The organism is Micromonospora sp. NPDC048842, from assembly GCF_040649935.1.
In the GTDB taxonomy this organism is placed as follows: Bacteria; Actinomycetota; Actinomycetes; order Mycobacteriales; family Micromonosporaceae; genus Micromonospora; species Micromonospora hortensis.
The window spans coordinates 25,297-43,173 of record NZ_JBEZGK010000022.1; the positions used below are offsets into that span (position 1 = coordinate 25,297).

Below are 17,877 nucleotides of genomic sequence, written 5' to 3' on the forward strand. Positions count from 1 at the left end.
GGGACGGGTCCACACCTCCGCCACACATCACAAGGAGTACGCCCGCACATGGCACGTCTAGTCGGCGTGGATCTCCCCCGCGAAAAGCGGTTGGAGATCGCGCTCACCTACATCTTCGGGGTCGGTCGCACCCGCGCCCTGGAGACACTCGCCGCTACCGGCATCTCGCCGGACAAGCGCGCTCGGGACCTCACGGACGAGGAGCTCGTGCAGCTCCGCGACCACATCGAGGGCAACTACAAGGTTGAAGGCGACCTGCGCCGCGAGGTCGCCGCTGACATCCGCCGCAAGGTTGAGATCGGCTGCTACGCCGGCATCCGGCACCGCCGGGGCCTGCCCGTGCGTGGCCAGCGGACCAAGACCAACGCCCGGACCCGCAAGGGCCCGAAGCGGACCGTCGCCGGCAAGAAGAAGCCCGGCAAGAAGTAGTTCTTGACCGGATGACGGGGTCGGCCGCCGCCGAGGTGGGTCAGGCCGCAACCCAATCCGGAAAGTCAACTAGGAGCGCACAGACTTATGCCACCGAAGGCTCGTGCCGGAGCCGCTGTAAAGAAGGTCCGGCGCAAGGAACGCAAGAACGTCGCCCACGGGCAGGCGCACATCAAGAGCACGTTCAACAACACCATCGTGTCCATCACGGACCCGACCGGTGCGGTCATCTCCTGGGCCTCCGCTGGCCAGGTCGGCTTCAAGGGCTCCCGCAAGTCGACTCCGTTCGCTGCGCAGCTGGCCGCCGAGGCTGCCGCGCGTCGCGCCATGGAGCACGGCATGCGCAAGGTCGACGTGTTCGTCAAGGGCCCCGGCTCCGGCCGGGAAACCGCCATCCGTTCGCTGCAGGCCGTGGGCCTCGAGGTCGGCCAGATCGCCGACGTCACCCCGCAGCCGCACAACGGATGCCGTCCGCCGAAGCGTCGCCGGGTCTGAGAGGTAGAGAGAGATGGCTCGTTACACCGGTGCAGACTGCCGCCGTTGCCGGCGGGAGAAGATGAAGCTGTTCCTCAAGGGCAGCAAGTGCGATGGTCCGAAGTGCCCGTTCGAGTCCCGGCCGTTCCCGCCCGGGCAGCACGGCCGCGGCCGCACGAAGGAGACGGAGTACCTGCTCCAGCTCCGCGAGAAGCAGAAGGCCCGTCGGGTTTACGGCGTGCTGGAGAAGCAGTTCCGCGGTTACTACGAGGAAGCCGTTGGCAAGCAGGCCAAGACCGGTGAGGTCCTCCTGCAGATCCTCGAGTCGCGGCTGGACAACGTCGTTTACCGGGCCGGCTACGCCCACTCGCGGGACATGGCCCGCCAGTTGGTCAAGCACGGTCACTTCACGGTGAACGGCAAGAAGGTCGACATCCCGTCGTACCGCGTCAAGGAGCACGACATCATCGAGGTTCGGGGCAAGAGCAAGGAGCTCACCCCGTTCATCGTCGCGCAGGCTCAGGCCGGCTCGAAGACGGTTCCGGCGTGGCTTGAGGCCATCCCGAGCCAGATGAAGGTGCTCGTGCACTCCCTCCCGGCCCGGCAGGTCATCGACACGCAGGTCCAGGAGCAGTTGATCGTCGAGCTCTACTCCAAGTAGTCCGAGCTCGTTCGGTGGCCCGCCCTTCGGGGCGGGCCACCGGAACAGTTTGTGTCGTGGGCGTCAAATAGCGGGCGCCCCGGAAGAGAAGAGAAAAGATGCTCATCAGCCAGCGACCCTCCCTCTCCGAGGAGTCGATCAACGAGACCCGGTCCCGGTTCGCCATCGAGCCGCTGGAGCCGGGCTTCGGCTACACCCTGGGTAACTCGCTGCGGCGTACGCTGCTGTCGTCGATCCCGGGCGCGGCCGTCACCTCGATCAAGATCGACGGTGTGCTGCACGAGTTCACCACGATCCCCGGTGTCAAGGAGGACGTGGTCGAGCTCGTCATGAACATCAAGGAGCTGTGCGTCAGCTCCGAGCACGACGAGCCGGTCAGCATGTACCTGCGTAAGCAGGGCCCGGGCGACGTGACCGCGGGCGACATCCAGCCCCCGGCCGGCGTCTCGGTGCACAACCCGGACCTCAAGCTCGCCACCCTGAACGGCAAGGGCCGGCTCGACATGGAGCTGACCGTCGAGCGGGGCCGGGGCTACGTGACGGCGGCGCAGAACAAGCAGTCCGGCGCCGAGATCGGCCGCATCCCGGTCGACTCGATCTACTCGCCGGTGCTGAAGGTGACCTACCGCGTCGAGGCGACCCGTGTCGAGCAGCGCACCGACTTCGACCGGCTGATCATCGACGTCGAGACCAAGCCGTCGATGGGTCCGCGTACCGCGCTGGCCTCCGCCGGTTCGACGCTCGTGGAGCTGTTCGGGCTCGCCCGGGAGCTGGACGAGACCGCCGAGGGCATCGACATCGGGCCGTCCCCGCAGGACGCCCAGCTGGCGGCGGACCTCGCTCTGCCGATCGAGGAGCTGGACCTCACCGTCCGCTCCTACAACTGCCTCAAGCGCGAGGGCATCAACTCCGTTGGTGAGCTCATCGGGCGTACCGAGGCCGACCTCCTCGACATTCGCAACTTCGGTCAGAAGTCGATCGACGAGGTCAAGATGAAGCTCGCCGGGATGGGTCTCGGGCTGAAGGACTCGGCTCCGAACTTCGACCCGGCGCACGTCGTGGACACCTTCGGCGAGGCCGACTACGACACCGACGACTACCGCGAGACCGAGCAGCTCTAGTCCGCGCTGCCGCCACAACTGAGGAGCACCAAAAATGCCCACGCCCACCAAGGGCCCCCGCCTCGGCGGCAGCCCCTCGCACGAGCGGCTGATGCTGGCCAACCTGGCGACCGCGCTGTTCCAGCACGGGAAGATCCAGACCACCGAGACGAAGGCCCGGCGGCTGCGCCCGCTGGCCGAGCAGCTCATCACGAAGGCCAAGCGCGGTGACCTCGCCTCGCGGCGTCGGGTGCTGGGTGTCGTCAAGGACAAGGACGTGGTCTACGCCCTGTTCGACCAGATCGCGCCCCGGTACTCCAACCGCCCCGGCGGTTACACCCGGATCGTGAAGACCGGTCCGCGCAAGGGTGACAACGCGCCGATGGCCATCATCGAGCTGGTGGAGGAGCTTCAGGTCGCCGAGCCGAAGGTGAACAAGAAGACCGCCGCCCGCAAGGCCGCGCAGCAGGACAAGGTCGAGGCGCTCGCCCCGGCCGACGAGTCCCCGAAGTCGGCTCCGGCCGACCAGGACTCCGAGGCGCCGGTGTCGGCGTCCGGTGACACCGACGCCGCCCGCGAGGACAGCGACGAGGCCACCGAGAACAAGGCCTGATCAAGGGCATTGTCGGGCCCGGCACCCCATCGGGGTGTCGGGCCTGACCCGTAACAGGAGGTACGAGGTGGACGAGTGGATCCGGCTGCGGCTGGACGTCTCGTACGACGGCACCGACTTCTCCGGCTGGGCAGCCCAGCCGACCAGGCGCACTGTCGCGGGGGTGCTCGTCGAAACCCTGGACCTGGTCCTGGGCGCCGGTACGGCCACCGGCCTGACGGTGGCCGGGCGGACCGACGCCGGAGTGCACGCCACCGGGCAGGTGTGCCACGTGGACCTGCCCGTGGAGGTGTGGCGCCAGCACGAGGGACGGCTGCTGCGTCGCGTTGCCCGGCTGCTCCCCACCGACGTGCGGGTACGGGCGATGACCGAGGTGCCGGCCGACTTCGACGCCCGGTTCTCGGCCACCTTCCGGCGCTACGAGTACCGGGTCACCGATGCGCCCTTCGGCGCCGAGCCGTTGCGCCGCCACGAGGTGCTGGCCTGGCCGAAGCCGTTGGACCTGGCCGCGCTGAACGCCGCAGCGACCGGGTTGGTGGGGGAGCACGACTTCGCCGCGTACTGCCGACGCAAGGAGCACGCCACCACGCTGCGTGAGGTGACCCGGCTGGACTGGCGTCGCGACGCGGACGGCATCCTGGTCGCCACAGTGCAGGCCGACGCGTTCTGCCAGGCGATGGTGCGCAGCCTGGTGGGAGCCATGCTGGTGGCCGGGGACGGCCGCCGCCCGGTCGAGTGGCCGGGAACTCTGCTCACCCAGCGGGAGCGGTCCAGCGAGGTGACGGTGGCCCCCGCGCGCGGGCTGACACTGGTCGCCGTCGGCTACCCGGCGGATCCGGCCGAGTACGCCCACCGCGCCACCCTCACCCGCCGGTTGCGGGTCCCGATCGAGGGTTGACCGTCCGCACTGTCACTCGCCCGGCAGATCGCCCTGGTTGGCGCTGCTGCCGGTAGGTGCCGCCGTCGGTTGCGCGGCGGTGCCACCGTCGGCCCGGCTCTGCAGCACGCCCCGGCTGAGGTGCAGCTCGATCATGTCGAACAGGATTTCGCGGACCTTGGCGTCACCGGCCTTGACCGCAGCCCCGTCCTTGCGGACCACCAGCGCGTACGCCAGGTAGTGGCCACGGACCTGCCAGCCGACGCGTGCCGGAGCGTTGGCCAGAACATCGGTGCCGTCGCCGTCGTCGGCGGTGAGGCCACGGAAACGGCCCTGCCGATCGTCGAGCAGTTGCCGGAGCCGGTCTCGGGCTCGTTCCGCGCTGACCTTGTCGGTGAGGTTGAACAGGCCGGCGGTGACCAGGTGGCTGTCGTCGGGCGTACTCAGCGTGGCCCGGACGACCTGGTTGCAGCCGAGCCGGACCAGCAGGTCGGCTACCTCGTCGGTGGCGGCGACGGCGCAACTGCCGCTGGACTGTGTCTTGAGCACCTGGTAGCTCGGCTGGTCGGCGGTGAGCTTCAACTCCCTGCCGGGGAAGAGTTCCTTTGCGGTGAGCGGGGCCTGGTCGGTGTCCCGGGAGTCGAGGGCCAGCCGTTCCGCCGGTGCCGACGTCGGGGCGGCGTTCGGCTGGTACGTCGGGTTGCTCTGCGGCTGCTCGTTGCGATTGCTGAGCAGCGCGGCGGCGCCGAGGCCGCAGAGGGCGAGCAGCACCAGGACGGCTGCGCCGCCGATCAGTACCTGCCACAGTCGGCCGCCGCCGCGCCGGGCGGGCGGCTCCGCCGACGTCGCCGAAGTGTAGATCTGGCTGCGCGGCGGGGCGGGTGGGATGTCGGCACGTGTCGGCAGTGGATGGGGCGCATCGGCGCGGGCGGCCGGCCCGGGCTGCGGCACGTCGGCGCGAGCCGGCGCCGGCTGTGACGAGGGCAGCGAGAGCTGGTTCGGCCGGGGCAGCGACGGCGTGGGGAAGCGCGACGGAGAGGGCCCGGCCGCCGGGGGCGGACCGGCGCCGAGCACCGACAGGTCGGACCCGGGCTCCGGGTACTCCTCGAAAGCGTCCTCATCGGACTGGTACCGATACACCATGTCGCCCAGAGTAGGAGCCATTGTCCCTTTAGGGGGTAATATTGGGTAAATGTGTGTGTGGGCCGTGTCAGGTCCGCCCCGGACCGGTGCGAGAATTGCCGGGTGACCGGCGACCACTACTTCACCGCTCAGCCCACCAGCGACGCCCCGGCGCGCGAGGTCGAGTTCTCCGTCGCCGACCGCGACTACCGGCTCGCCTCGGCCGGCGGGGTCTTCTCCGCCAGCCGACTCGACCCGGGCACCGCGGTGCTGCTGCGCAAGGCCGAGCTGCCCGCCGCCGGTACCACCGGCGACCTGCTCGACCTCGGCTGCGGGTTCGGGCCGATCAGCTGCGTGCTGGCCGACCTCGCCCCCACCAGCACCATCTGGGCCGTCGACGTCAACGCCCGGGCCCGCGAGCTGACCGTCGCCAACGCGGCTCGTGTCGGCGCCGCCGACCGGGTCCGGGTCAGCGCGCCGGACGACGTTCCGGACGGCGTCCGCTTCGCCCAGATCTGGTCGAACCCGCCCATCCGGATCGGCAAGGACGGGCTGCACGACCTGTTGCTGCGCTGGCTGCCCCGACTCGCCCCGGACGGCGTCGGCTGGTTGGTGGTAGCCCGACACCTCGGCGGCGACTCGCTGCAACGCTGGCTCACCGAGCAGAGCTGGCAGGTCGAGCGGCACGCCAGCCAAAAGGGCTTCCGGGTGCTGCGCGTCACCCGGTAATTGGATATACCCCCCGACCCTCGTTGGGGCAGGATCCCGGCGTGGGATACGTGGACGTGGCAGCGGTCGGGCACATCCTGCCCGACGGTCGGGAACTCTTCGCCGACGTGTCGTTCCGGGTCGGGGAGGGCAGCAAGGTCGCCCTCGTCGGGCCGAACGGCGCGGGAAAGACGACGCTGCTGAGGATGGTCGCCGGCGACCTGCCGGTACGCAGCGGCGTCGTCGCACGGGCCGGCGGGCTGGGTGTGATGCGCCAGTTCATCGGCATGATCGGCGACGAGTCGACCCTCGCCGACCTGGCGCTGTCGCTGGCCCCGCCGGCGCTTCGCGACGCCGGCCGGCGGCTCGCCGAGACCGAGGCGGCCATGCGGGCGGCCGAGGCCCACGGCAAGTTCAGCAACGCCGCGGGCAAGGCCCAGCTGGCGTACGCCGATGCGCTCGGCGCCTGGGGCGAGGCCGGCGGGTACGACGCCGAGGTGCTGTTCGACACCGTCGCGACAATCGTGCTCGACCAGCCGTGGGACGCCGTCCGGGACCGCCCGGTGCGTACCCTCTCCGGCGGCCAGCAGAAGCGCTTCGCCCTGGAGTTGCTGCTGCGCGGCCCGGACGAGGTGCTGCTGCTCGACGAACCGGACAACTTCCTCGACGTGCCCGGCAAGCGCTGGCTGGAGGCACGACTGCGCGAGTCGACGAAGTCGGTGCTCTACGTCTCGCACGACCGCGAGTTGTTGGCCCAGAGCGCCGACCGGGTGGTCGCCGTCGAGGGCGGCAGCGCCTGGGTGCACCCGGGTGGCTTCGCCAGTTGGTACGAGGCGCGGGTGGCCCGGCACGCTCGTCTCGACGAGCTGCGCCGACGCTGGGACGAGGAGCACCAGAAGCTGCGTGACCTGGTGCTGATGTACAAGCAGAAAGCCGCGTACAACGACGGGTTGGCCTCGCGCTACCAGGCCGCGCAGACCCGGCTGCGCAAGTTCGAGGAGGCCGGGCCGCCGCCCGTACCCCCGAAGGACCAGGACATCCGGATGCGCCTGTCCGGCGGGCGGACCGGCAAGCGCGCGGTCATTTGCGAGCAGTTGGAGCTGGACGGCCTGACATTCCCCTTCGACCTGGAGATCTGGTACGGCGACCGGGTGGCGGTGCTCGGCGCCAACGGCACCGGCAAGTCGCACTTCCTGCGGTTGCTGGCCCGTGGCGGCACCGACCCCGACCCGGCGAACGGGCCGGTCGACGGGGCGGGCGCGCTCACGCCGGTGGCGCACGACGGCATGGCCCGCCTCGGCGCCCGGGTCCGCCCCGGGCACTTCTCCCAGACCCACGACCGGCCGGAGCTGATGTCGAAGACGCTCGTCGAGATCCTCTGGCGTGGTGACGAGCATCGGACCGGAATGGACCGGCACGCGGCGATGGGGGTGCTCAGCCGCTACGAGCTGGCCGCGCAGGGCGACCAGCGCTTCGGCACGCTCTCCGGCGGGCAGCAGGCCCGGTTCCTGGTGCTGCTGCTGGAGCTGTCCGGGGCGACCCTGCTGCTGCTCGACGAGCCCACCGACAACCTCGATCTGGCAAGCGCGGAAGCGCTCGAAACGGGCCTGAACGCCTTCGAGGGAACGGTGATCGCGGTCACCCACGATCGTTGGTTCACCCGTTCGTTCGACAGGTTCGTACTGTTCCGGGGCGACAGCGAGGTGGTGGAGACGCCGGAACCGGTCTGGGACGTCGGGTGATCCCCACCGACCTGCCCGACCGCCTGTGCGGCGTCGAGGGGGTGGTCGCCGTGGCGCTCGGTGGCAGCCGGGCCCGCGGCGAGCACCGCCCCGACTCCGACTGGGACCTGGGCCTGTACTACAAGGACGGGCTGGACGTGCCGGCGTTGCGGGCGGTGGCCGCGACGGTCGCGGATGACCCCGAAGTAGTTCTCACCGCCCCGGGTGGTTGGGGGCCCTGGGTCGACGGTGGTGGTTGGCTGCGAATCGGCGGGGTCGCCGTGGACTGGATCTACCGGGATCTCGACCGGGTGCACCGCGCCTGGACGGAATGCCAGGTCGGCCGGTACGAGGTCGGCGTGCAGGCCGGGCACCCACTCGGTTTCTACTCGTCCGCCTACGTCGGCGAAGTGGCGCTGTGCCAGGTGCTGGCGGATCCGGCCGGCCAGCTGACCCGGCTGAAGGAGCAGACCCGGGACTATCCACCCGCGCTGGCCGACGCGCTGGTGGCCGGCGGCTGGGAGGCCGGGTTTCTGCTCAGCGGCGCGGCCAAGGCCGCCGTCGGCGGGGACAGCGGGTACGTCGCCGGCTGCCTGTTCCGGACGATCGGGGTGCTCGCCCAGGTGCTGCACGCCCGGGCGGGCCGGTGGTTGGTCAACGAGAAGGGGATGATCGCCGCCGCAGGGCGGCTGCCCGGGGCCCCGCCACACTTCGAGCAGCGGGCGCAGGCTCTGCTCGGCGCCGTCGGCCGCCGCCCCGACGAGCTGGCCGCCACCGTCGGAGCCGCCCGTGAGCTGGTCACCGAGGTGGTCGGCTGAGCCGCCGCCGAGGTGGCCTGCGCTCGGTGGACATAGGGTGGATCTCGTGACTGAGTTAACGCTTACCCACGGATGAATCCAGGGGATTTCCGGCTCGGACCGCATTCGACCCCGCATCCCGAAGGGAGGTGGTCACATGCCTTACGTCGTCAGCACCGGCACGGTCGCGCTCTACCGTGGCGAGGATCGTCCTCGCGGCGTTGAGGTCGCGGCAGGCGGTGAAACCGCAGGCAGCGCACTCGAAAATTCTGACATTCAAACCGATGCGCTGCTTGGCTCTCGCCGCGCACGAGGAACACGTCATGGTTGTGTAGGCGGGCGGAACCAGCACCACCTTTCGGCCCGCCCGCGTGCCCTGCTGGATCAATTCCCGCTTCGCCGTGCCGATCGCGGCGTCAGCGGCTTTACGTGCCATCGTGGACCTGGTCAGGAACGTCGGTTTGAAGTCTTCCACGGCAATCACCTGGTGGTGGTCGACGACTCGTTTCGCCCACTGGCGGGAGTCGTGGATGTTCTGTCGGGCAGCTTTCTTGTGCAACTTCGCCGCCGCGCGCTTGGCCCTTCGGTAGCCGTTGGACTGCGCATGGCCCTGCGGGCGGCGTCGGCGGGCCATCTTCCGCTGCGCCCTGGCCAACTCAGCGGCGCACCGCTTGCGATGCCCGAGGTGCGGCAAATCGAATCGGGCATCGGTGGTCGTGGCGGTGGTCTTCACGCCCCAGTCAACGCCGATCGACTTGGACGCCTCGGGTGTGGCGGCGGCCTCGCGGCGGACGACGAACGACGCGTACCAGTGGCCAAGGCTGTCTTGGTAGACGCGCACGCTGGTCGGCGGAGACGGCAGGTCCCGGGACCAGACGACGGGCATGCTGATGCCACCGGCAAGGCGCAGCCGCGTTTCGGCGATGGTGAAGCCACGCAGGGTGTACTCCATGCTGGGCAGCGACCGTTTTCGGGTCTTCACCTTCGGCCGTCCCCGGCCTTTGACGGTGAACGAGTGGCGCAGCGCGGCCGCGTACGTGCGCAGGGTCTGTTGCTGAGCGACCTGCGAGCCGGCGCGCAGCCAAGCGTTTCTGGCGCGGGCTTCAGTGAGCATCTTGGACAGCCCGCCGAAGGTGGGCTTCGCGCCAACCTCCTGCTGGTGCACGGCTTCGTTCCATAGGAATCGGCAGCGGCCCCATTCGGCGAGCAGTGCGGCCGTCGCGGTCGCGGCGGGGCGCAGCCGGTAGGTGTAGCGCACTACCTCCATCACAACAATCACTATAAATCTCGACGGCAGATAGTGCCGGGACGTTCGAGGTGGAAATCCAGACTGCCAATCTTTTGGAGCAATGGCCATTTCGTCGCCACAACCGGCGGCACGATCTCAGAGGTGGTCAACGTTATGTCGATAACCAGCGCAACGTGTGCATTGATTCCGCACCTCAACCTGATTAAAGACGAGGGTGTCTCATGAACGACCAAATGACCTATCGCCGGCTGGGCGACTCCGGGCTCGTGGTGTCCGTGGTCGGCATCGGCTGCAACAACTTCGGCCGCAAGCTCGACCTCGACGGCACCCGGGCGGTGGTGGACGCCGCCCTGGACGCCGGGATCAACCTCTTCGACACCGCCGACATCTACGGCGAGCCGCAGGGCAGCTCCGAGGAACTGCTCGGGCAGGCGCTCAAGGGACGCCGGGACGACGTGGTGGTGGCCACCAAGTTCGGCATGGACATGAACGGCCTCAACGGGCCGGACTACGGCGCGCGGGGTGCGCGGCGCTACATCGCCCGCGCTGTGGAGGCGTCGCTGCGCCGGCTCGGCACCGACCACATCGACCTGTACCAGATGCACGAACCCGACCCGGGCACACCGATCGACGAGACCCTCGCCGCGCTGGACGACCTGGTCCGCGACGGCAAGGTGCGCTACCTGGGCAACTCCAACTTCACCGGCTGGCAGATCGCCGACGCGGACTGGGTCGCCTCGTCCAACGGTCGGTCCCGCTTCATCAGCGCGCAGAACCACTACAGCCTGGTGGAGCGCTCGGTGGAGGCCGAGGTGATCCCTGCCTGTGAGCGGTTCGGCCTCGGCATGCTGCCGTTCTTCCCGCTCGCCAACGGTCTGCTCACCGGCAAGTACAAGCGCGAGGCTCAGCCGCCGGCCGGCAGCCGGCTCTCCGGCGGTGGCCGGTACGCGGAGCGGCTCGCCGCAGCCGACTGGGACACCATCGAGGCGATCGAGGCGTACGCGGCCGAGCGGGGTCTGACGATGCTCCAGGTGGCGATCGGCGGGCTGGCCGCCCAGCCGGCGGTGACCTCGGTGATCGCCGGTGCCACCACGCCCGAGCAGGTGCGTGCCAACGCCGCCGCTGGCGTCTGGGAGCCCAGCGACGACGATCTGGCGGCGCTGCGCGCCGTCCTCTGAGCGCGCGCGGGCGTCCTCTGAGCGCGCGCGGGCGTGCGCTGCGTCGCGCGCGGGCGTGCGCTGCGTCGCGCGCGGGCGTGCGCTGCGTCACGCGCGGGCGTGCGCTGCGCATGATCCACTCGCGTTCCTTGAAGTCGGGGTGACCTGCAGTCCGGGAAGCCCCGACTTCAAGGAGGCCGAGTCGATCACCAGCCGATCGAACGACACCGGGCCGGGCCGCTCGTCGCGGCCCGGCCCGGTCCTGTGCGTGGGCGCCGGAGCGCCGGTCTATCAGCTGGTGCGCCGGTTGGTCTAGCTGGTGCGGCGGCGGCGGCCGAACAGCATGGCCACGCCCATGGCGGCGGCGATGAGCACGAGACCGGCCGCCGCGAACGGCCACCAGTCCGCTCCGCCGCCGTCCGCCGGCTCGGTCACCGCGACCGGCTTGGGCGCCGGCGGTGACTGCGCCGCCTTCGCCTGCACCGTGGCGGTGGCCTTGCTCTGAAGTGGAGCGGGGGAGTTCACCGACACCTTCCATGTGCCGGTGGAGAGCACCGGGCCGCTGCTGTAGAAACCCTGCCCCTCGGGCTGCGGTTCCAGCTGCACCGGCCCGACCCGCTGACCGTCCGGGCCGGTGGCGGTGAGGACCAACCGCACCACCTGCTCCAGCCGGCGGCCATCGGCGTAGGTGGCCTGGATGGTGACGCCCTGGGCCCCATCGCCGGCCACTGTGAGTTTGAGCTTGTCGGCCTGCGCCGCCGGGGCGGCCTGCGCCGCCGGGGCGGCCTGCGCCGCCGGGGCGGCGGACAGGGTCAGGGCCAGTCCGACGAACACGGCGGCCAGTGCCTTGCGGATACCCGTCACGGACATCTCCTCCCTACCGATGAGGGAGGCCCCTCCCCGACGCCGCAGCGCCGGGGAGGGGCCCCGTCGGATCAGAGCTGACGACCGGGTGCCAGCCGGGTGGCATCGCCACCGAGCCGCCCGGTGCCCTTTACCGAGTCGCCGTCGTTCGCCTTGACCCCGGCCTTGCTGGCCGCGCCGCCGAGCCGAACGATCATGGCGTCGGCGTCCCGGATCAGGACGTCCCGGACCTCCGCCTCGGGCACCAGCGTGGCGTCGCTGGCGAGCGTCCGGAACGCGGTCAGCTGCCGGACGGCAGCCTTGTCGTCGCCGGCCGCCTCGGACGCGCGAACAGCGTCGAGCTTGTTCGACAGCTGCTTGTGCGCCTTGGTCGAGAGCCGCCCCGTCGCCTTGAACCGGTCCAGCAGACTCTGCATGTCCCGGAACGAGGTGGTGACGAAGAACCGGACCGTCGAGGTGGTCTTGTTGCCCGCCTTGTCGGTAGCGGTAACGGTCAGCTCGTGCAGGCCGAGCGACAGGTCGTACATGGCCTGCAGAGTGCCGCTGGTGTACGCCTGGCCGTCGAGCTGACCGACCACGCTCGCGATGCCCGAGGTCGGGTCGACGGCCTGCCAGGCCACCCGGACGTCCTGGCTGTCGCCGTAGAGCTGGCCGTCGGCCAGCCCGGACACCAGCAGCGTCGGCTTGGTGCCGTCGATGCGCAGCACCGCCGACTTCAGCGTCTCGACGTTGCCAGCCTTGTCCGCCGAGCGGAACAGCAGCTCGTGCTGCCCGTCGCCGGTGACCTCGATCGGCGTCGAGTACGGCGCCCACGCCCCACCGTCCAGCGACCACTCCACCGTCTTGACGCCGGAACCGGCGTCGGTGGCGGCCAGCACGACCGGGATGGTCCCGTTGTGCCAACCGGCGTCGTTCGCCGGAGCGAACGTCGCCGAGGTCACCGGCGCTGTGGCGTCGATCTTGACCGAGACGGTCTTGGTCGCCTCCACGTTGCCGGCCTTGTCCGTCGAGCGGAACCGGAGCTCGTGCTCGCCGTCCCCGCTGACCGCCACCGGAGCGGTGTACGCCGTCCAGGTGGTGGCCCCGTCCAGCTGGTACTCCGTACCGGCGAGGCCGCTACCGCCAGCCTCGTCGGCACCGGTGAGCGTGATCGTCACCGGCCCGGTGTGCCACCCGTCGGTCGGGGTGCCGGAAACCGCCGAGGTGGTCACCGGCGCCGTCTCGTCGGCCACCTTCGTGCTGAGCCGGAAGTAGTCGAACGAGGCGGTCTTCGACGCCGTCTGGTTGGCGCCGAGGGTGAACAGTCCCACCTTCGGGGTGGCCCCGACCGCGCTGGTGGTCAGCGTCGGCAACGCGGTCCACGTCGTCCCGTCGGCCGAGTACGACGCGGTGAACGTGTCGCCCGTGCGGGCCAGCCGCAGGTGCCACACCGCCGAGGTCAGGTTGCCCGCCTCGGGCTGCGGGTTCTGGACCACCCCGGCGATCTCGCTGCGGAACTCGATCCGCCGCGTCACCGCCTGGCCGGCCTGGTTGTCCGCGATGAAGTCGAACTTCACGTAGTTGTCGTCGTCGGCCTGCACGAGCAGACCGGCCTGCTGGTACTGCTCGTTCAGCAGGCTGCCGTCGACCTTCGTCTCCAGGGTCCAGTCGCCGGACGGCGCGGTCTGGAGGATGAAGTTCTTCGGCCCGGTGTTGTCGGTGCCGTAGATGTCACCGTTGGGCACGTCGATCCGCAGCGCGCCATCGGTGACCCGGTAACCGCTCGGGTCCTCCCGCGTCACGGCGTCCCACCGGCACTTGTCGAGCGTGCTGCCGGTGAACTCGTCCGACGGGTCGACCGGGCCGGCCGGAGCGTCCGGCGTGACCTGGAACGAGTCGAACGCGGCGTCGACAACCGGCGCCTCGGTGCCTCCGTTGAGTGCGAAGACCCCGATCCGCGGGTTGGTGATGCCTTCGAGCGCTGCCGAACGGCCGACCGGGGTGAAGGTCTGCCCGTCGCCCGATGCGGACGCGGTCAGGTTCGTCCCGTCGCTGGTGATCCGCAGGTACACGGTGTCACCCGCCGGTGCGTTGGTGGCGTCGGCGGCCTCGTTGCGAGGCGTGGCCGCCGTCTCCCGGATGAACTCCACCCGCCGGCTGCCGTTGTACAGCAGGTCCACCTTGGCGTAGTTGTCGTCGTCGCCGTACACCAGAAGGCCGGCCTGCTGGTAGTTGGCAGTCACCGGCAGCGTGACCTTGGTGGTCATCTCCCACGCGCCGGTCGGGGCCGCCTGGAGCACCAGGTTGGTGGCGTCGTTGCGAGCGCCGTAGAGGTCACCCACGCCGGTGGGCAGCCGCAGGGCACCGCCACTGAGCGAGTAGAGCTGGTTCTCCCGGACGACGCTGGTCCAGCGCTCCTTGTCGAGGCTGTTGCCGTTGAAGTCGTCCGAACGCGCCCCGAAGCAGGACGTGTCCGGCGCGTCGACCCGCACCGGCACCGTGGCGTACGACTTGGCGCCCTTGCTGTCGGTCACCGTGAGGGTGGCCGTGAAGGTGCCAGGGCTGGTGTAGGTGTGGCTGGCGTCCAGTGTGGTCGCCGAGCCTCCGTCACCGAAGTCCCAGGCGTACGTCAACGGGGTGTCGCCCTCGGCGTCGGTGGCCGTGCCGTCGAAGGCGACGGTGACCGGTGCGGTGCCGGTGGCCGGGGTGGCAGTGGCGCTGACCACCGGCGGCCCGTTCTCGGTGACACCGCGGCCGACGAAGTCCATCCAGTTGACGTTGAACAGCGAACCCGTTCCGCCGTTCGGATCGCGGGCCAGGAAGTACAGCGAGCCGCTCGCCGCGCCGGTGACCGGTGCGCTCACGTCCGTGTACGTCTGCCACGCGCCGGTCGACGGTACGACGGCCGTGGCGACCACCGGTCCGTCGACGGCACCCGCGCGCACCTCGATCCGACCGCCAGCGGCGGCGGAGGCGGCCCGGAACCGAATCTCGGTGATGTTGGTCAGGTCCGCCGGAGCGACCGACCACCAGTCGCCGTCCTCGATGAACGCGATGCTCTGGCCGCCACCGGCGGTGTCGGCGCCGGCCTCCCGCTGCACGCCGGGGTCTCCACCGCCGGTGCTCACCGGGGCACGCCCGGTGGCGGTGAAGAACTCGGCCTGCTTCTGCTTCGGCTGGAGGACCTCGATCTGCCGACCGGTCAGGGCACCGGCGCCGCCGGCACCACCCTCGTCGGTGTAGGTCGCCTCGAAGACAGCGAAGACGTTCGCCTCGGCGCCGTGCCCGGAGGCGAGCGACGTCTGGACGGTGCCGGTGCAGCCGGTGTGCTGCTCCAGCGGGTGGGCGTGCTCGTCGTGACCGAGCAGCACCTGAAGCCCCACCCGGTCACAGTCGATCTGCCCGTCCTCGGGGTCGGTCACCTTGATCGAGTAGCGGACCTGGTCGCCCCAGTTGAAGAAGCCGCCGTCCGGTGGGAACTCGATGGAGACCGTCGGGGCGGTGTTGCCCACGGTGACCGGCACATTGGCCACCGCGGTCCGGCCCTTGGGGTTGGTGACGGTGAGCTGGGCGGTGTAGTTGCCCGCCGTGGCGTACGTGTGGGTCGGGTTGGCCTCGGTCGAGGTCTGCCCGTCGCCGAACGTCCAGGCGTAGGTGAGCGTGCCACCGTCCGGGTCCCGGGAACCGGCGCTGGAGAAGGTCACAGTCAACGGCGCCGGACCCGAGGTCGGGTTGGCGGACGCCGCAGCGATCGGGGCGCGGTCACCGGCTGTGTAGTCGATCCGGTAGACGCCCGAGTTGTCGTTGTTGCCGCCGAAGCCGCTGCCCCACTCGATCAGGTACAGCGCCCCGTCCGGGCCGAACTCGAAGTCCATCGGCCGGACCATGCTCATGCCGGTGAGCAGCTGGTTGATGTCCACCAACGACTTGCCGTCGGGGGTCACCTGCATTGTGTACATCTTGTTCTGGTTCCACTCGCCGAGCAGAGCCTTGCCGTCGTAGTACGCCGGCCACTTGCGGTTCGAGTTCAGGTCGGCGTCGTAGCGGTAGACCGGGCCGCCCATCGGGGCGCCGCCGCCACCGATCTCCGGGTAACGCGCGTCACCGGCGTACCCGTAGTCGACTGTCGCCGGAACCACCGGCGGGAGATTGGTCAGGCCAGTGTTGTTCGGCGAGTTGTTCACCGGAGCGGCGCAGTCGAACTTCGGACCGCTCGGGCCGGACGGGAACGTGTAGTCGTTGTACGCCTCGTTCGTGCCCGTGCAGTACGGCCAGCCGTAGTTGCCCGGGGTGACGATGTTCCACTCGACCAGACCGCGGGGGCCCCGGTTCGGGTTGTCCGCGTTGGCGTCCGGTCCGTAGTCCGCGACGTACAGCGTGTTGGTCTTCGGGTCGGTGCCGATCCGGAACGGGTTGCGGAAGCCCATCGCGTAGATCTCGGGACGGGTCTTCTCGGTGCCCGCCGCGAAGAGGTTGCCCGACGGCACGGTGTACGTCCCGTCGTCCTCCGGGTGGATCCGGATCACCTTGCCGCGCAGGTCGTTCGTGTTGGCGGAGCTGCGCTGCGCGTCGTAGTCCTGGCGGCCCGACCGCTCGTCGAGCGGCGAGTACGAGTTCGACTCGAACGGGTTGGTGTTGTCGCCGGTGGCCAGGTACAGGTTGCCGTCGCCGTCGAAGGTCATGCTGCCGCCGGCGTGGCAGCAGGTGTTGCGTTGGGTGTCGACCCGTAGCACCTGCTTCTCGCTGGCCAGGTCGATGGTGTCGCCGGAAACCGTGAACCGGGACAGCAGGTTGCGGGTGACCCCGTCGTTCGGGGCGTAGTACAGGTACACCCAGTTGTTTGTGGCGAAGTCCGGGTCGAGTCGGATGCCGATGAGGCCGTCCTCGTTACCGGTGAAGACGTCCAGGTCGACGGCGGTGACGGTGTTGCCGGTGTCCGGCTTCACGATCTGCACGCGACCGTCGCGCTCGATGTAGAAGACCCGCCCGTCGGGGGCGACGTCCAGCTCCATCGGGTTGCTGGTGTTGCTGTCCAGCGTGACCTTCTCGAAGTTCGAGGTCTTCGAGGCGCCGCAGTCGGCGTTCTCGACGCCGGCCGCGGTGCGGATGCCGCCGAGCAGGTGGGAGAGGAACTCGGGCTCGGCGTACGACTCCCGGGTGTGCCCCAGGCCCGTGTACCAGGATCGGCCACCGTCGTAGTCCTGACACCAGGCGACCGGGTGGTCCGCACCCATCGCGCCGGCACCGGGGGTGTAGCTCTTCTCGTCCAGGCTGGCCAGCACGTGTACGTCCGGCCGGGGGTTGGTCTGGTAGTTGTACCACTCGTCGAACCGGGACCACCGGTCCGGCAGACCGGCAGTGGACGGGTGGGCGTGGTCCTCCACCTTGACGGTGGCCTGCTGGTTCTGCGGGTGGTTGGCGAAGTACGCGCCGACCAGGTCGCCGTACCAGGCCCAGCTGTACTCGGTGTCCGACGCGGCGTGGATGCCAACGTAACCGCCGCCGGCCTTCACGTAGCGCTCGAAGGCGGCCTGCTGGTCGGCGTTGAGCACGTCACCGGTGGTGGAGAGCCAGATCACCGCCTTGTACTTGGCCAGGTTGGCGTCGTTGAATGCGGCGCCGTCCTCGGAGTTGTCAACCGTGAATCCGTTGTCGACGCCGAGCTGCTGGATGGCGGCGACGCCGGTGGGGATGGAGTCGTGCCGGAAGCCGGCGGTCTTGGAGAAGACGAGGACGGAGAAGGGATCGGCCGCTGCCTTTGGCGCCTTCGGCGCCACCTGGCTGACCGGGGCTGCGGCTTTCGCATCCCGTGGGGGAACCTGGGCGGCCGCCTGCGCGGGCGCGCCGAACAGGGTGGTCGAGGCCATGGCCAGGGAGATCAGGGTTGCGGTGATGGGTACGCGGGCACGACGAGAACGGGACACGCCGCCTCCTGTGTCGTAGTGACAGAGCTCGCGGGAGTCGGCTCGCCGAAGGCCGTCCCTGATGGAGCCGGTGGTCACACCCTGCCAGGGTGCCCCCACCGACATTTTGTCGAATCGCTGAACAAATTAATTCGGCTGGCTCGATGTCGGGCAAGATGCGGACGGGTAACGGTTCTGCAACGGGGGGCGACATTCCGAACAG

Annotated in this window: 14 protein-coding genes; 10 read left to right on the plus strand and 4 right to left on the minus strand. The window is 69.9% G+C overall.

The window, feature by feature from the left end; genetic code table 11:
• The first annotated feature begins 48 nt into the window (after positions 1-48).
• The 6 genes from rpsM to truA all read left to right on the plus strand — a co-directional run bounded on the left by rpsM (position 49) and on the right by truA (position 4,175).
• Positions 49-429, plus strand: coding sequence for a 30S ribosomal protein S13 (rpsM, locus tag AB0C19_RS25705; RefSeq protein WP_030329917.1), 381 nt, complete (start codon positions 49-51; stop codon positions 427-429).
• 87 nt (positions 430-516) lie between these two features.
• Positions 517-924: a 30S ribosomal protein S11 gene (gene rpsK, locus AB0C19_RS25710; RefSeq protein WP_030329919.1), complete on the plus strand. Its 408-nt coding sequence runs from the start codon at positions 517-519 to the stop codon at positions 922-924.
• Positions 925-937: 13 nt separating this feature from the next.
• Entirely contained in the window at positions 938-1,564 is a 627-nt protein-coding gene (gene rpsD / locus AB0C19_RS25715) for a 30S ribosomal protein S4 (protein ID WP_030489600.1), read from the plus strand.
• A gap of 98 nt (positions 1,565-1,662) precedes the next feature.
• Positions 1,663-2,685, plus strand: a complete 1,023-nt coding sequence (locus AB0C19_RS25720; protein WP_007465227.1) for a DNA-directed RNA polymerase subunit alpha — start codon at positions 1,663-1,665, stop codon at positions 2,683-2,685.
• A gap of 34 nt (positions 2,686-2,719) precedes the next feature.
• Complete coding sequence (gene rplQ / locus AB0C19_RS25725; protein WP_238687832.1) at positions 2,720-3,277, plus strand: 50S ribosomal protein L17; 558 nt, start codon at positions 2,720-2,722, stop codon at positions 3,275-3,277.
• 67 nt (positions 3,278-3,344) lie between these two features.
• Positions 3,345-4,175, plus strand: a complete 831-nt coding sequence (gene truA / locus AB0C19_RS25730) for a tRNA pseudouridine(38-40) synthase TruA (RefSeq protein ID WP_357189379.1) — start codon at positions 3,345-3,347, stop codon at positions 4,173-4,175.
• A 12-nt stretch (positions 4,176-4,187) separates the two neighbouring features.
• On the opposite strand, the gene AB0C19_RS25735 is transcribed toward truA, so the two are convergent.
• Complete coding sequence (locus AB0C19_RS25735; protein WP_357189381.1) at positions 4,188-5,297, minus strand: hypothetical protein; 1,110 nt, start codon at positions 5,295-5,297, stop codon at positions 4,188-4,190.
• A 102-nt stretch (positions 5,298-5,399) separates the two neighbouring features.
• Between AB0C19_RS25735 and AB0C19_RS25740 the strand changes: the two genes are divergently transcribed.
• The 3 genes from AB0C19_RS25740 to AB0C19_RS25750 are packed head-to-tail and all read left to right on the plus strand — an operon-like array spanning position 5,400 to position 8,523.
• The gene (locus AB0C19_RS25740) at positions 5,400-6,005 is read left to right on the plus strand and encodes a methyltransferase (protein ID WP_357189383.1); all 606 of its coding nucleotides are present in this window, start codon (positions 5,400-5,402) and stop codon (positions 6,003-6,005) included.
• 41 nt (positions 6,006-6,046) lie between these two features.
• Complete coding sequence (locus tag AB0C19_RS25745; protein ID WP_357189385.1) at positions 6,047-7,726, plus strand: ATP-binding cassette domain-containing protein; 1,680 nt, start codon at positions 6,047-6,049, stop codon at positions 7,724-7,726.
• On the plus strand, positions 7,723-8,523 hold the full coding sequence (locus tag AB0C19_RS25750) for a nucleotidyltransferase domain-containing protein (protein WP_357189387.1): 801 nt from the start codon (positions 7,723-7,725) through the stop codon (positions 8,521-8,523). The genes AB0C19_RS25745 and AB0C19_RS25750 overlap by 4 nt, the downstream gene beginning before the upstream one ends.
• Positions 8,524-8,578: 55 nt before the next feature.
• Here AB0C19_RS25750 and AB0C19_RS25755 read toward each other — a convergent pair whose 3' ends face one another.
• Positions 8,579-9,769, minus strand: a complete 1,191-nt coding sequence (locus AB0C19_RS25755; RefSeq protein WP_330441300.1) for a transposase — start codon at positions 9,767-9,769, stop codon at positions 8,579-8,581.
• A gap of 215 nt (positions 9,770-9,984) precedes the next feature.
• On the opposite strand from AB0C19_RS25755, the gene AB0C19_RS25760 reads away from it, so the two are divergent.
• Positions 9,985-10,929: an aldo/keto reductase gene (locus AB0C19_RS25760; RefSeq protein WP_238687864.1), complete on the plus strand. Its 945-nt coding sequence runs from the start codon at positions 9,985-9,987 to the stop codon at positions 10,927-10,929.
• Positions 10,930-11,220: 291 nt separating this feature from the next.
• Here AB0C19_RS25760 and AB0C19_RS25765 read toward each other — a convergent pair whose 3' ends face one another.
• Positions 11,221-11,772, minus strand: a complete 552-nt coding sequence (locus tag AB0C19_RS25765; protein WP_357189389.1) for a hypothetical protein — start codon at positions 11,770-11,772, stop codon at positions 11,221-11,223.
• A gap of 71 nt (positions 11,773-11,843) precedes the next feature.
• Positions 11,844-17,675 (minus strand): ThuA domain-containing protein, encoded by a 5,832-nt coding sequence (locus AB0C19_RS25770; protein WP_357189391.1) that lies wholly within the window; start codon positions 17,673-17,675, stop codon positions 11,844-11,846.
• Positions 17,676-17,877: the final 202 nt, after the last annotated feature.

What these genes read in the sequence shown, in the direction of transcription:
- AB0C19_RS25735 (WP_357189381.1), bottom strand. Translation starts at nt 5,297, where the DNA reads ATGGTGTATCGGTACCAGTCCGATGAGGACGCTTTCGAGGAGTACCCG.
- AB0C19_RS25755 (WP_330441300.1), bottom strand. Translation starts at nt 9,769, where the DNA reads ATGGAGGTAGTGCGCTACACCTACCGGCTGCGCCCCGCCGCGACCGCG.
- AB0C19_RS25720 (WP_007465227.1), top strand. Translation starts at nt 1,663, where the DNA reads ATGCTCATCAGCCAGCGACCCTCCCTCTCCGAGGAGTCGATCAACGAG.
- rpsM (WP_030329917.1), top strand. Translation starts at nt 49, where the DNA reads ATGGCACGTCTAGTCGGCGTGGATCTCCCCCGCGAAAAGCGGTTGGAG.
- rpsD (WP_030489600.1), top strand. Translation starts at nt 938, where the DNA reads ATGGCTCGTTACACCGGTGCAGACTGCCGCCGTTGCCGGCGGGAGAAG.
- rpsK (WP_030329919.1), top strand. Translation starts at nt 517, where the DNA reads ATGCCACCGAAGGCTCGTGCCGGAGCCGCTGTAAAGAAGGTCCGGCGC.
- rplQ (WP_238687832.1), top strand. Translation starts at nt 2,720, where the DNA reads ATGCCCACGCCCACCAAGGGCCCCCGCCTCGGCGGCAGCCCCTCGCAC.
- AB0C19_RS25760 (WP_238687864.1), top strand. Translation starts at nt 9,985, where the DNA reads ATGACCTATCGCCGGCTGGGCGACTCCGGGCTCGTGGTGTCCGTGGTC.